Origin of the sequence: Nocardioides sp. 503 (assembly GCF_004522095.1) — a bacterium.
Lineage (GTDB): Bacteria > Actinomycetota > Actinomycetes > Propionibacteriales > Nocardioidaceae > Nocardioides.
The window spans coordinates 40,299-52,651 of record NZ_SPUI01000010.1; the positions used below are offsets into that span (position 1 = coordinate 40,299).

At 72.5% G+C, this 12,353-nt stretch carries 11 protein-coding genes; all 11 read left to right on the forward strand.

Translation table 11 applies throughout. The features are described from left to right. Window positions 1–6: 6 nt before the first annotated feature. Window positions 7–1,395 (forward strand): phosphomannomutase/phosphoglucomutase, encoded by a 1,389-nt coding sequence (locus tag E4622_RS20890; protein WP_134742160.1) that lies wholly within the window; start codon window positions 7–9, stop codon window positions 1,393–1,395. A gap of 2 nt (window positions 1,396–1,397) precedes the next feature. Continuing rightward, window positions 1,398–1,577: a Trm112 family protein gene (locus tag E4622_RS20895; protein ID WP_134742250.1), complete on the forward strand. Its 180-nt coding sequence runs from the start codon at window positions 1,398–1,400 to the stop codon at window positions 1,575–1,577. A gap of 1 nt (window position 1,578) precedes the next feature. Beyond that, window positions 1,579–2,607, forward strand: a complete 1,029-nt coding sequence (locus E4622_RS20900) for an SIS domain-containing protein (protein WP_134742161.1) — start codon at window positions 1,579–1,581, stop codon at window positions 2,605–2,607. A 12-nt stretch (window positions 2,608–2,619) separates the two neighbouring features. Continuing rightward, entirely contained in the window at window positions 2,620–3,747 is a 1,128-nt protein-coding gene (locus E4622_RS20905) for an acyltransferase family protein (RefSeq protein WP_134742162.1), read from the forward strand. Between the two features lie 42 nt (window positions 3,748–3,789). Next, window positions 3,790–4,767 (forward strand): DUF808 domain-containing protein, encoded by a 978-nt coding sequence (locus E4622_RS20910; protein ID WP_134742163.1) that lies wholly within the window; start codon window positions 3,790–3,792, stop codon window positions 4,765–4,767. Window positions 4,768–4,903: 136 nt separating this feature from the next. Beyond that, window positions 4,904–6,334, forward strand: coding sequence for an adenosylhomocysteinase (gene ahcY, locus E4622_RS20915; RefSeq protein ID WP_134742164.1), 1,431 nt, complete (start codon window positions 4,904–4,906; stop codon window positions 6,332–6,334). Window positions 6,335–6,448: 114 nt separating this feature from the next. Next, complete coding sequence (gene mtrA, locus E4622_RS20920) at window positions 6,449–7,159, forward strand: MtrAB system response regulator MtrA (RefSeq protein WP_134742165.1); 711 nt, start codon at window positions 6,449–6,451, stop codon at window positions 7,157–7,159. A gap of 4 nt (window positions 7,160–7,163) precedes the next feature. Then, window positions 7,164–8,789 (forward strand): MtrAB system histidine kinase MtrB, encoded by a 1,626-nt coding sequence (gene mtrB, locus E4622_RS20925; protein ID WP_134742166.1) that lies wholly within the window; start codon window positions 7,164–7,166, stop codon window positions 8,787–8,789. Beyond that, window positions 8,786–10,549 (forward strand): LpqB family beta-propeller domain-containing protein, encoded by a 1,764-nt coding sequence (locus E4622_RS20930; RefSeq protein ID WP_134742167.1) that lies wholly within the window; start codon window positions 8,786–8,788, stop codon window positions 10,547–10,549. Before mtrB ends, E4622_RS20930 begins: the two co-directional genes overlap by 4 nt. A gap of 98 nt (window positions 10,550–10,647) precedes the next feature. Beyond that, window positions 10,648–11,403, forward strand: coding sequence for a ComF family protein (locus tag E4622_RS20935; RefSeq protein ID WP_209022037.1), 756 nt, complete (start codon window positions 10,648–10,650; stop codon window positions 11,401–11,403). 320 nt (window positions 11,404–11,723) lie between these two features. Next, on the forward strand, window positions 11,724–12,347 hold the full coding sequence (gene raiA, locus E4622_RS20940) for a ribosome-associated translation inhibitor RaiA (RefSeq protein WP_134742168.1): 624 nt from the start codon (window positions 11,724–11,726) through the stop codon (window positions 12,345–12,347). The last annotated feature ends 6 nt before the right edge of the window (window positions 12,348–12,353 follow it).

Here is a 12,353-nt window from a genome sequence, read left to right on the forward strand (position 1 = left end):
TTCTGCATGGCAGACGACCCGTCGAGCACGCTCGACCCGGCCAACGTCCGGGCCATCTTCAAGGCCTACGACGTGCGCGGGACGGTGCCCGACCAGATCGACGAGGCCCTGGCCCACGCCACCGGTCGCGCCTACGTGCAGGTCGTGGGTGCGCGCGAGGTCGTCGTCGGCCACGACATGCGGCCGAGCTCGCCGGGGATGGCCGCCGCCTTCGCCGCGGGGGCGAGCGCCGCCGGCGCCGACGTGGTCATGATCGGCCTCGCCTCGACCGACCAGCTCTACTTCGCCTCAGGCCACCTCGACATGCCGGGCGCGATGTTCACCGCGAGCCACAACCCGGCCCAGTACAACGGCATCAAGATGTGCCGCAGCCGCGCTACACCCATCGGGCTCGAGACGGGCCTCGCCGAGATCCGCGACCTGGTCGCCTCGGGAGACACCGCCCCGGCCGGGCGCACCGGCCGGGTCTACGAGACCGACGTGCTGGAGGCGTACGCCGCCCACCTGCTCACCCTGGCGCCCGTCGCCGGCCGCCGGCTCACGGTCGTCGCCGACGCCGGCAACGGGATGGCCGGCCACACCGCCCCCGCCGTCTTCGACCTCGTCGGGGCCGAGCAGGTCGAGCTGGTGCCGCTGTACTTCGAGCTCGACGGCTCCTTCCCGAACCACGAGGCCAACCCCATCGAGGAGACCAACCTCGCCGACCTCAAGGCGAAGGTGCTCGAGACCGGCGCCGACATCGGGCTGGCCTTCGACGGCGACGCCGACCGCTGCTTCCTGGTCGACGAGCGGGGGAGGGGCGTCTCCCCGTCGACCCTGACCGCCCTGATCGCCGCGCGCGAGCTCGCCAAGCACCCCGGCGCCACGATCATCCACAACCTGATCACCAGCCGCGCCGTGCCCGAGATCGTCCGCGAGCTCGGCGGCCACCCCGTGCGCACCCGCGTGGGCCACTCGTTCATCAAGGCCACGATGGCCGAGACCGACGCGGTCTTCGGCGGCGAGCACAGCGGCCACTTCTACTTCCGCGACTTCTGGCGCGCCGACTCCGGGATGCTGGCCGCCCTCCACGCGCTGGCCGCGCTGGCCGAGACCGACGTCAGCCTCTCGGAGCTGATGGCGGAGTACGAGCGCTACCCCGTCAGCGGCGAGATCAACAGCGTCGTCGACGACGCGGCCGCGGTGGTGGCCGAGCTCGAGGCGGCCTACGGCGGTCAGGACGGCGTGGTCACCGACCACCTCGACGGCCTGACCGTGAGCCACGACGACTGGACGTTCAACGTGCGTCCGTCCAACACCGAGCCGCTGCTGCGGCTCAACGCCGAAGGAAAGGACGAGCCGACCATGGAGCGTGTGCGCGACGAGGTCCTCGCCGAGATCAGGAGAGAGCGATGAGCATCGAGCTGGACCCCACCCTGTTGGAGATCATCGTCTGCCCGGCGTGCCACAGCGACCTGGCGCTGGTCGAGGACGACCCGGCCGCCCCGGAGCTGGTGTGCGAAGGCTGCGGGCTGGCCTACCCGATCCGCGACGGCATCCCCGTGATGCTCGTCGACGAAGCCCGCAAGCCCGCCTGACATGTCCTGGTTCGACGAGTCCCGGCTCGACGACGAGCGTGCCCTGACGGGCATCGACCTGCGCCTGCGCACGCTCGCGGAGTCCGGCGCGCGCGTACGCCGTGAGGCCGGTGACGCCGCGGAGCCGATCGCCCAGGTGGTGGCCCGCAGCGAGGACCAGGCGCGACCGCGCGCCGTCATCGCCGCCGGCCCGGACTCCCGGCTCCTGCGCGCGGTGCTCGAGCCCTGGTGCCCGGTGCCGTTCGTGGCGTGGCCGGGGCAGGCCCTCCCGGGGTGGGCCGGCAGCCTGGACCTCGTGGTGGTGCTCGCCCCCGACGGCGGAGACGCCGGAACCGCCTCGGCGGTGGCCGAGGCCGTGCGCCGCGGCTGCCAGGTCGTCGTCGCCTGCCCGCCCGCGTCGATCGTCGCCGAGCACGCCGCCGGCCGCTGGACCACCGTCCTGCCGACGACCACGGGCGACCAGCTCGCGACCGCCGTCGTGATGCTCAACTACCTCCACCAGATCGGGCTCGGGCCCAGCGCCCCGCCCGAGGAGGTGGCCGAGTCCCTCGACGCCGTCGCGACCGCCTGCTCGCCGCACCGCGACCTCGCCGTCAACCCCGCCAAGATGCTGGCGATCGCGCTCGCCGACGCCAACCCGCTCGTGTGGGGTGGCTCGGTGCTCGCCGCGCGCGCCGCGCGCCGCGTGGCCGAGTCCGTGCGTCGCGCCAGCGGCCGCACGGCGCTGGCCGGTGACGCCGAGCAGATGCTGCCGGTCATCGAGGCGACGCGACCGCGCGACGTCTTCGACGACCCGTTCTCCGACGACGGCGGGGAGCTGCGGCCCATGCTGCTCGTGCTCGACGACGGCGCCGACGACCCGGTCCTGCGCCAGCACCGCGGCCGGCTGCTCGCCGCGGCCGACGAGCGCGGCGTCCGCGTCGAGCACCTCACGGCCGAGACGGGCTGCGAGGTCGCCCGCTACGCCTCGCTGCTGCTGAGCGGGACCTACGCCGCCGAGTACCTCCGGCTGGGCCTCGTCGAGGTCTGAGGGAGCAGCGGGATGGCGACCCGGGACGCCTGGTTCGACAACGCCAAGATGGCCCTGGTGACCCTCGTGGTCGTCGGGCACTCCTGGACACTGCTGCCCGGGGAGCCCCTGGTCGAGCACCTCTACGACTTCGTCTACCTCTGGCACGTGCCGGCGTTCGTCTTCGTCACCGGCTACCTCTCCCGCTCCTTCGAGTGGACCTCGACCCGGCTGTGGCAGCTCGTGCGGACCGTCGCGGTGCCCTACGTCATCTTCGAGTGCGCGATCGCGCTCTTCCGCGTGCACGTGGGCGGGGAGAACATGGAGGACCTGTTCCTCGACCCGCACTGGCCGCTCTGGTACCTCTCGGCTCTCTTCTTCTGGCGGCTGGTCACCCCGATCTTCCGGCCGCTGCCCGGCGGCGTGCTGGTGGCCGTCGCCCTCAGCCTGGGCGCCGGGCTGTGGGCGGGGGACACCTTCGACCTCGCCCGCATCTGCGGGCTCCTGCCGTTCTTCGTGCTCGGCCTCAAGGCGACCCCGGAGCGGCTCGCGTCGTTGCGGCGCACGCCGGTGCAGGTGGCGGCGGTCGGCGTCTTCGCGGGCGTCGTCGCGCTGACCTGGGTCACCGACACCACGGTGTCCACGGAGTGGCTCTACTACCGCGCCCGCTACGACACGCTCGGCGCCTCCGACCTGGAGGCGATCCTCATCCGCGGGGGCCTGCTCGTCGTGGGCACCCTCGCGGCCCTGTCGTTCCTGGCGCTCGTCCCGCGCGCGTCGGGCTGGTTCGCGCGCATGGGCGCGGCCAGCCTCGTGGTCTACCTGCTGCACGGCTTCTTCGTGAAGAGCGCGCTCTACGCCGGCCTCCCCGACTGGGCTGAGAGCCACTGGGTGGCAGGGCTGCTCGCCACGACCGTCGGGGCGGTCGCGGTCTCGATGCTGCTGGCCTGGCCGCCCGTCGCCACTCGCCTGACGGTGCTGGTCGACCCCGTCGGGTACGCCGAGCGGCACGCCCGGCACGCGGTCGACCTCGGGGTGACGGTCGTGGCGCACGAGGACCACGACGCGCCCGTGCTCGACCAGCTGGTCGAGCAGCTCGCGGAGCAGCGCCCCGAGGGCAGCCCGCTGCCCCCGCCCACCTCGCGCCCCCCGTCTCAGTAGGCTGACGCCCATGACGACCGGTGCCGCCCGCGGAGGGTCCCAGTGAGCGGCGGGCTCTTCGCCCTGCTGGACGACGTGGCCGCCATGGCGAGGCTGGCCGCGGCCTCCGTCGACGACGTCTCGGCCGCCGCCGGCCGCGCGAGCATGAAGGCCGCCGGCGTCGTGGTCGACGACACGGCGGTCACGCCGCAGTACGTCCAGGGCGTCGCGGCCAAGCGCGAGCTGCCGATGATCCGCCGCATCGCGATCGGTTCCATCCGCAACAAGCTGCTCATCATCCTGCCCGTGGCCATGCTGCTCAGCCAGTTCCTGCCCGGGCTGCTGACCCCGATCCTCATGCTGGGCGGGACGTTCCTCTGCTACGAGGGCGCGGAGAAGGTCTGGGAGCGGTTCTCCGGGCACCATCCCGCCGAGCAGCAGCAGGCCCAGGAGTTCGACGCCGAGGCGGAGAAGGCCATGGTGTCCGGCGCCATCCGCACCGACCTGATCCTGTCCGCGGAGATCATGGTCATCTCGCTCAACGAGGTCGCCGACGAGTCCTTCGTGGCGCGTGCGGTGATCCTGGTCGTCGTCGCGATCCTGATCACCATCGCCGTCTACGGCGTCGTCGCGCTGATCGTCAAGATGGACGACGCCGGGCTGGCGCTGACCCAGCGCTCCTCCGCGCTCGCGCAGAAGGTCGGCCACGGGCTGGTGCGCGCGATGCCGGGCCTGCTCGCGACGATCTCGGTCGTCGGCACCGTCGCCATGCTGTGGGTGGGCGGCCACATCCTGCTGGTCGGGGCCGACGACCTCGGCTGGCACGCGCCGTACGAGTGGGTGCACCACCTGGAGGAGGACGTCCACCACGCGACGGGTGCGCTCGGCGCGGTCCTCGGCTGGCTGGTCAACACCGCCCTCTCGGCGGTCGCCGGCATCGTCGTGGGCGCCGTCGTCGTGGCCGTGATGCACGTGCTGCCCTTCGGTCACGGCAAGGCGGACGCCGGCGCCGGTGCCGGCTCAGAGAAGGCCGGGCACTGACCGGATCCGGTCCCGCCGCGACCCCACTACACCCCCCTCCCCAGCGGCTCTCCTGAGGGGTCGCGAGGATTCTGCGATCGGCAGGAACCCGTTCTAGCCTGGGTTGCACGCCCCACCGCCGGACTCAGGAGCATTGATGGACTACAAGGTTGCCGACCTCTCCCTGGCCGACTTCGGTCGGATGGAGATCCAGCTCGCCGAGCACGAGATGCCCGGCCTGATGGCGATGCGCGAGCGCTACGGCGACTCCAAGCCGCTCGCGGGCGCCCGCATCGCCGGCTCGCTGCACATGACGATCCAGACCGCGGTCCTGATCGAGACGCTGACCGCGCTCGGCGCCGAGGTGCGCTGGGCCTCGTGCAACATCTTCTCGACCCAGGACCACGCCGCTGCGGCCATCGCCGTCGGCCCCGAGGGCACCGTCGACAACCCCGCCGGCGTCCCGGTGTTCGCCTGGAAGGGCGAGTCGCTCGAGGAGTACTGGTGGTGCACCCAGCAGATCCTCATGTGGCCCGAGGGCAAGGCCGCCAACATGATCCTCGACGACGGCGGCGACGCCACGATGCTGGTCCACCTCGGTGTCGAGGCCGAGAAGACCGGCATCGCGCCCGACCCGGCCACCGCCAAGAGCGTCGAGCAGAAGGTCGTCTTCGACGTCCTCAACGCCTCGCTCGCGGAGAGCAAGGACCGCTGGACCCAGATCGCTGGCGAGATCAAGGGCGTCACCGAGGAGACCACCACCGGGGTGCTGCGTCTCTACGACATGATGAAGGAGGGCTCGCTGCTCTTCCCGGCCATCAACGTCAACGACTCGGTCACCAAGTCCAAGTTCGACAACAAGTACGGCTGCCGCCACTCGCTCATCGACGGCATCAACCGCGCCACCGACGTCCTCATCGGCGGCAAGGTCGCGGTCGTGTGCGGCTACGGCGACGTGGGCAAGGGCTGCGCGGAGTCGCTGCGCGGCCAGGGCGCCCGCGTCATCGTCACCGAGATCGACCCGATCTGCGCGCTGCAGGCGGCCATGGACGGCTACCAGGTCGACACCCTCGACAACGTGCTGGACGTCGCCGACATCATCATCACCGCGACCGGCAACAAGGACGTCGTGACGGTCGAGCAGATGTCGCGCATGCGTCACAACGCGATCCTCGGCAACATCGGCCACTTCGACAACGAGATCGACATGGCCGGCCTCGAGGCCGAGGGCGTCGCGGTCCGCAAGAACGTCAAGCCGCAGGTCGACGTGTGGACCTTCCCCGCCGGCAACGCGATCATCGTCCTATCCGAGGGCCGGCTGATGAACCTCGGCAACGCGACCGGCCACCCGTCGTTCGTGATGTCGAACTCCTTCACCAACCAGGTCCTGGCGCAGATCGAGATCTTCACCAAGCCCCAGGACTACCCGGTCGGCGTCTACGTGCTGCCCAAGCACCTCGACGAGGAGGTCGCCCGCCTCCACCTCGACGCGCTCGGCGTCAAGCTCACCACCCTGAGCGGTGACCAGGCGGCCTACCTCGGCGTCGACGTCGCGGGCCCGTACAAGTCCGACCAGTACCGCTACTGAGCCTCCGACCGGCCTGAGCAGCGTCCGCCCCTCGACCCCCACCGGGTCGGGGGGCGGAGTCGTTCGACGCCAGCGAATCCTGGTGCGACACGCCCGGGTGGCACTATGGAGGCTATGACAACGGTGGGGACCGCGAGCAGCCTCACGCCCAAGGGGCGGGTGCTGGTGGTCGACGACGACGCCTCGTTGGCGGAGATGCTGACGATCGTGCTCCGTCAGGAGGGCTTCGACAGCCGCATGTGCACCCGCGGCGACCTCGCCATCGACGAGTTCCGCGACTACAAGCCCGACGTCGTCCTGCTCGACCTGATGCTGCCCGGACGCGACGGCATCGACGTCTGCAAGGAGATCCGCGCCGAGTCCGGCGTCCCCATCGTCATGCTCACCGCCAAGGGCGACACCGTGGACGTCGTGGTGGGCCTGGAGTCCGGGGCCGACGACTACGTCGTCAAGCCGTTCAAGCCCAAGGAGCTGGTCGCGCGGATCCGCGCGCGGGTGCGCCGCTTCGAGGCCACGTCGGTGGAGTCGCTGACGATCGGCGACCTCACGATCGACGTCGCGGGGCACGCGGTCCACCGACGGGGCGAGCCGATCAGCCTGACCCCGCTGGAGTTCGACCTGCTGCTCTGCCTGGCGCGCAAGCCCTGGCAGGTGTTCACCCGCGAGGTGCTGCTGGAGCAGGTCTGGGGCTACCGCCACGCCGCCGACACCCGCCTGGTCAACGTCCACGTGCAGCGGCTGCGCTCCAAGGTCGAGCACGACCCCGAGCACCCCGAGATCGTCGTCACGGTGCGGGGCGTCGGCTACAAGGCCGGGAACGCGTAGCGACATGACGCGTGGTCGGCGCCTCGGCGTCCCGCCCGGCGTACGACGGGCACTGACGTTCTGGCGCCGCTCGATCCAGGCCCGGGTCGTGGCCAGCACCCTGGTGCTGTCGGCCATCGTGATCTGCGGGGTGGGCTGGTTCCTCCTCAGCTCCACCAAGGACGGGCTCCTCGAGCACCGGGTCGACCAGGTCCTCGCCGAGTCCGACGCCAGCATCGACGAGGCGAGCACCCGCCTGGAGGCGGCCTCCGGCACCGAGGTCAACGCGAGCCGGCAGCAGCGCGAGCTGGCCGACCTGATCATCGCCCGCGGGGAGACCCGGGGCTTCAGCGTCGTGCTGGGCGTCCCCGCCGGCGAGGGGGCCCGGCTCTCCGACGGCGGCCCGGAGTACACCACCGGCCTCGACCTCGACAGCGTGCCGGCCTCGCTGCAGGGTCACTTCGAGGACCTCGCGCCCACGGCGTGGACCTACACGCAGATCACCTCGCGCACGCCCGCCGGCGAGCTGCACGAGGAGCCGGGCATCGTCGTCGGGAGCCAGGTCGTGCTGCCCTCGGACGGTCGGACCTACACCTTCTACTTCCTCTTCCCCCTCGACGAGGAGCAGGAGACGCTGGCGCTGGTCACGCGCGCGCTGCTGACGGCCGCGGCCGCGCTGCTCGTGCTGGTCGCCGGGATCACCTGGCTGGTCGCCCGCCAGGTCGTGACCCCCATCCGGATGGCGCGCCAGGTGGCCGAGCGGCTGGCGGCCGGCCGGCTGCAGGAGCGGCTGCGGGTCTCGGGCGAGGACGACCTGGCGCGGCTCGCGACGTCGTTCAACCAGATGGCCAGCAACCTGCAGCGCCAGATCCGGCAGCTGGAGGAGCTCAGCCGGGTGCAGCGGCGCTTCGTCTCCGACGTCTCCCACGAGCTGCGCACCCCGCTCACCACGGTCCGCATGGCCGGTGACGTCCTCCACGACGCCAAGGAGTCCTTCGACCCCGGCACCCGGCGCGCGGCCGAGCTGCTGCAGATCGAGCTGGACCGGTTCGAGGTGCTGCTCGCCGACCTGCTGGAGATCAGCCGGTTCGACGCCGGGGCCGCGCTGCTCGAGGCCGAGGACGTCAACCTGCTGGACGTCGTGCACCGCGTCGTCGACTCCACCCGAGCCCTGGCCGAGCAACGGGGGGTGCGCGTGGTCATCGAGTCACCCGCGCGACCCTGCCTGGCCGAGGCCGACGTACGCCGGGTGGAGCGCATCATGCGCAACCTGATCACCAACGCGATCGACCACGCCGACGCCCGGCGCGAGATCAAGGTGCTGCTCGCCAGCGACGACCAGGTGGCGGCCGTGGCGGTGCGCGACTACGGCGTGGGCCTGGCGCCGGGGGAGTCGGCGATGGTCTTCAACCGCTTCTGGCGCGCCGACCCCGCCCGGGCCCGGACCAGCGGCGGCACCGGGCTCGGGCTGGCCATCGCCCTCGAGGACACCCACCTGCACGGCGGCTGGCTCCAGGCCTGGGGCCGGCCCGGGCAGGGCGCCCAGTTCCGGCTCACCCTGCCCCGACGCGCGGGCGAGCCGCTGCGCCACAGCCCCCTGCCGCTCGTCCCGGCCGACGCCGACGACCCGGTCCCGGAGGTGGCGCGATGAGCCGCACGAGGCGGGCGCTGGTCACGGCCTGCTCGCTGCTGATGCTCGCGGGCCTCACCGGCTGCGTCGAGCTGCCGGAGAGCGGCCCGGTCGTGGAGACCGAGCCCTCCGCCGAGGTCGAGGAGCAGCAGGCCGCCGCCATCGACGCCGTACCCCCGCAGGAGGGCGAGACCGCGCCCGCGATCGTCAAGGGCTTCCTCGACGCCATGACCGCCTACCCGGTGCAGACCGACGTGGCGACGCAGTTCCTCGCCCAGCAGGCGCAGGCCGGGTGGAACCCCGACGACGCCACCATCACCTACGCCTCCGCCGACGACCCGACCGTCGACCCGCAGACCGGGGACATCTCGGTCCTCCTCAGCGACCCCGAGTCGCTGGACGCGCGCGGTGGCTGGCAGGGGCCGCTGCCCGCCGACCGGCACACGCTGACCTTCCGGATGGTCGTGGAGGACGGCGAGTACCGCATCGCGGAGGCTCCCGACGCCCTGATCGTGCCCGCCCAGTGGTTCTCCCAGCGCTTCCGGCAAGTGTCGCTCTACTTCTTCGACCGCACCTCCCAGATCCTCGTGCCCGAGCCGGTGTTCGTGCCCCGTGGCCGGCAGCTGGCCACCACCTTGATCGACGGGCTCCTCGCCGGGCCCGGGGAGAAGCTCACCGGGGTCGCGCGCAGCTTCCTGCCGGCGGGGCTGTCGGTGGGGCTGTCGGTGCCGGTCGCGGAGGGCGTGGCGGACATCAACCTCGTCGGCGACGCCGGGCAGCAGAACGACGAGGTCGTGGAGAAGATGCTGGCCCAGCTCGTGTGGACGCTGCGGCAGGAGCCGTCGATCGACGCGGTGCGGCTGCGGATCGGCGACGAGGAGGTGCGCCTGCCCGGCGGTGTGAGCGTCTACCCCGTCGACGACGCGCCGGAGTACGACCCGACCGGCTACCAGGCGAGCCTCCTGCTCTACGGGCTCAGCGGCGGCCTGCTGGTCTCCGGCGAGGCCGACACCCTGGGCCCGGCCGAGGGCCCGTTCGGAGCCACCGACTACGGGCTGCGGTCGATGGCGGTCAACCTGCGCGCCACCTCGGCCGCGGGGGTGACCGCCGACGGCACCTCGGTGCTGGTGGGGCCGGTGCGGAGCGAGGCGGGGGAGGAGGACGACCAGCGCGTGGAGCAGGTCGTCTCCCGCGCCACCGACCTGATGACCCCCTCGTGGGACTTCGCCGACCGGCTCTGGCTCGTAGACCGCACCCGCACGGGCGCCCGGGTGATCGTCCGCGAGAACGGCCGGCTGAGGCCCGTGCAGGTGCCGGGGGTGACGGGCGCGAACGTCCGCTCCTTCCTGATCTCGCGCGACGCCACGCGGTTCGCCGCCGTCGTGCGCGACGACGGCGTCGACCGCCTGCTGCTCGGGCGGGTGCAGGTCGACTACCAGGGCCGGGTCCAGCGGGCCGCCGCCGTGCGCGCGATCGCCTTCGAGGACACCGAGCCGCTGCGCGTCACCGACATCGCGTGGACCTCGGCCACGTCGATCGCCCTGCTGAGCCAGGTCGTCCCCGGCGAGCTCTTCGAGGTCCGCACCGTGGCGGTCGACGGCTCGCCGGCCGGCGTGGAGGCGCTGTCGACCACCGTCAACGAGCAGGTCGTCGGCCTCGCCGGGTCGCCGGTCCCCGAGGCGCACCAGTACGCCGTCACGCGCGCCGGCCTGGTCGACCTCACCACCAGCCGGGTGATCGGCCTCAGCGAGGGCGTCACGTCGCTGGGCTACGTCGGCTGATCCGCAGGCCCGGATCCGAGGCCCTGATCCACAGGCCCTGATCCACAGGCGCGCCCGACCCGCTTGCCCACGCCGGCCGCGGCTGGTGCGATCGCGGGGTGCGCTACCGCGACGCGTTCAGCGACCTGCTCCTCGGCGGTCGGTGCGTGGGGTGCGCGGCTCCCGGGCGGCCGCTGTGCCCGGGGTGCGAGGAGGCGCTGCCCGTCCGGGCGGCCCCCGCCTGGCCCACGCCGGTGCCCGCCGGGCTGGTGACCCCCTGGGCGGCGGCGTCCTACGACGGAGTGCCGCGGGCGCTCGTCCTGGCCCTGAAGGAGCGACGCGTCCTGCCGCTGGCGCGCCCGCTCGCGCGCCTGCTGGCGCAGTCCGTCGCCGCGGCGACCGCCGGTCTCACCGGCCCCGTGGTGCTGGTGCCGGTGCCCTCGCGGTCCGCCTCGGTGCGGGCGCGCGGGCACGACCCGACCGCGACCGTCACCCGGCTGGCCGCGGCCACGCTGCGCGCGCAGGGGGCCGACGTGGCGGCGTACCGGCTGCTGCGCTCGCGCCCCGGCGTCCTGGACCAGTCGGGCCTGGGCGCGGCGGCCCGGGCGGCCAACCTGGCCGGGTCGATGGCCTGCCGCGCCGGGGTCCTGCGCGGGATGGGACGACGGCTCCCGCGCGCCCGCTTCGTGGTCTGCGACGACGTGCTGACGACCGGCTCGACCGCCCGCGAGGCCCAGCGCGCGCTGGAGTCCGTGGGACTCGTCGTGGCCGCCGTCGCCACGGTCGCCGCCACGCGCCGCCGCAGCGGGCCGGCCGCGGGGATGCACAGCGAAACTTCAGACCCCTGCCTTTCGCCCCACCCCGCCACGGACTAACGTCTTGTCATGGAGTCCGTCCGGGTCCGTGGTTGCGCCGTTCTGGCAGTGCCGGGACGGCTAGCCGATGCCAGTCGCAGGCGAAACGGTCCACGTAAGGCGCGTCCCGAGCTCGCTCGGTCCACGCCGATCACGGTGCGGCTTAGAGGTAAGTCCTGCCTCGCCCCACGCGTCAGATACGCGTGCCGGTGGGAGAAGGTCAGTAGTGGCATCCAAGCTGCGAGAGCCTCAGCAGGCGGTTGTGGGGTCGAAGACCAGGTCGGCCGGACGGACTTCATGCTCGTGAGTCGACAACCAACTGTTTCAACGGGAGGTTCACCATGGAAGCTGTCTTCACCGGTCGCAACTGTGAGCTGTCGGATGGATTCCGCGCGCACGCCGAGGAGAAGCTGAGCAAGCTGGAGAAGCACGACCACCGGATCATCCGGGTGCACGTCGAGGTCGACTGCGAGCCCAACCCTCGTCAGCACGACCGCGCCGTCCACGTCGAGCTCACGGCGTTCTCCAAGGGGCCGGTGATCCGCGCCGAGGCCGCCGCCGACGACAAGATGGGAGCCCTGGACCTCGCGCTCGACAAGATGGCCGCGCAGATGCGCCGCGCCGCCGACCGGCGCCGGGTGCACCGCGGTCGCCACGCCCCCGTCTCCGTGGGCCAGGCGCTCGCCGGCCTGGAGGTCCTCGAGGACGAGCAGCCCGTCGACGACGGCGTGACGCAGCGCCAGGTGGGACCCATCACCGTGACCGGTGACGGACCGCTCGTGGTCCGCGAGAAGACGCACCCCGCCGCCCCCATGACGCTCGACCAGGCGCTCTACGAGATGGAGCTGGTCGGTCACGACTTCTACCTCTACGTCGACAAGGAGAGCGAGCGGCCCGCGGTCGTCTACCGCCGCCGCGGCTACGACTACGGCGTCATCTCGCTGGACCTCGCCGCCGCCGAGTGACCCGTT

Bases quoted from the DNA above. Each gene is read 5' to 3' on its own strand.
- E4622_RS20890 (WP_134742160.1), top strand. From the start codon at position 7: ATGGCAGACGACCCGTCGAGCACGCTCGACCCGGCCAACGTCCGGGCC.
- E4622_RS20900 (WP_134742161.1), top strand. From the start codon at position 1,579: ATGTCCTGGTTCGACGAGTCCCGGCTCGACGACGAGCGTGCCCTGACG.
- E4622_RS20905 (WP_134742162.1), top strand. From the start codon at position 2,620: ATGGCGACCCGGGACGCCTGGTTCGACAACGCCAAGATGGCCCTGGTG.
- ahcY (WP_134742164.1), top strand. From the start codon at position 4,904: ATGGACTACAAGGTTGCCGACCTCTCCCTGGCCGACTTCGGTCGGATG.
- mtrA (WP_134742165.1), top strand. From the start codon at position 6,449: ATGACAACGGTGGGGACCGCGAGCAGCCTCACGCCCAAGGGGCGGGTG.
- mtrB (WP_134742166.1), top strand. From the start codon at position 7,164: ATGACGCGTGGTCGGCGCCTCGGCGTCCCGCCCGGCGTACGACGGGCA.
- E4622_RS20930 (WP_134742167.1), top strand. From the start codon at position 8,786: ATGAGCCGCACGAGGCGGGCGCTGGTCACGGCCTGCTCGCTGCTGATG.
- raiA (WP_134742168.1), top strand. From the start codon at position 11,724: ATGGAAGCTGTCTTCACCGGTCGCAACTGTGAGCTGTCGGATGGATTC.